This window comes from Moorena sp. SIO3I6, assembly GCF_010672095.1.
This window is the reverse complement of record NZ_JAAHHU010001669.1, coordinates 1-1,085: the sequence shown is the minus strand read 5'-3', so window position 1 is coordinate 1,085 and position 1,085 is coordinate 1. Positions and strand designations below refer to the sequence as shown.

2 protein-coding genes are annotated in these 1,085 nt (G+C 46.8%); both read left to right on the top strand.

Going from position 1 to position 1,085, the window contains the following annotated elements:
* A partial coding sequence (locus F6K49_RS52170) for a DUF4162 domain-containing protein (RefSeq protein ID WP_293110917.1) occupies positions 1 to 395 on the top strand: 395 nt, incomplete at its 5' end.
* A 103-nt stretch (positions 396 to 498) separates the two neighbouring features.
* Positions 499 to 1,085, top strand: a 587-nt coding sequence (locus F6K49_RS52165; RefSeq protein ID WP_293110914.1) for an ABC transporter permease, incomplete at its 3' end; no start/stop codon positions are given.

Genomic DNA, 1,085 nt, shown 5'->3' with positions numbered 1-1,085 from the left:
ACAAAGGGTTGATCATAGCTGAGGGGACACCATCTCAGTTAAAGGATAGTGTTGGAGGCGATCGCATTACCCTGCGCATCCGGGAATTCTCCCCCATTGAAGAAGCCAAGCAAGCCAAACATATGCTTCAGTCCCTGCCTTTTGTGAAAGAGGTCATTATTAACAGCAATCAGGGCAATTCCCTCAACCTTGTAGTTAAACCCCAAACCGATGCCTTAATGATCATTCAGCAAGCCTTAAAAGACTTTAGTTTACCCACCTTTGGGATTGCTCAGTCGCGACCTAGCCTAGATGATGTCTACCTGGCCGCCACAGGTAAAACCCTGATGGATGCTGAACTGGCTGAGGCTGGGAAACGGGATCCCAAGGCAGAGCGAAAACAAAACATGCCCTAAAGGACAGATAGGGCCAGTGGTTAGTGGACAGTAAAAACAGATTGCTCCAATTATTGTAGGAATCTATTGCACTAATCAATAGGAATCAATTGTAGGAATCAATATGAGTAAAACCCTTACCCCTCCTAAATCTGACCTTAACTGGCAACCAGACCTTACTGCACCAATCCCAGTCAATGATACTCCTGGTGTAAGTGAATTTATCCAAGAAACCCTTGCCCTAACCAAACGCCTGTTTATTCAGCTGCAACGGCGACCTTCTACCTTAATGGCTGGTATTATCCAGCCGCTAATGTGGCTAATCCTATTTGGGGCATTATTCCAAAACGCTCCTCAAGGGATTTTTGGTGAGAGTTTGAGCTATGGCAAATTCCTAGGTGCAGGTGTGATTGTGTTTACCGCCTTTGCCGGAGCACTCAACGCTGGCTTACCTGTCATGTTTGACCGGGAATTTGGTTTCCTCAACCGTTTACTAGTAGCTCCGTTAGTCTCTCGCTTCTCTATTGTTGCAGCCTCAGCCATATATATAATCGCTCTGAGTTTGCTGCAAACTGTGGCAATTGTCACCGCCAGTGCCTTTTTAGGAGCCGGTTTACCCAACCTAGCCGGTCTGGCGATGATTGGCTTGATAGTATTCTTGCTGGTAGTGGGAGTCACAGCCCTCAGTCTAGGACTAGCATTTGCTCTACC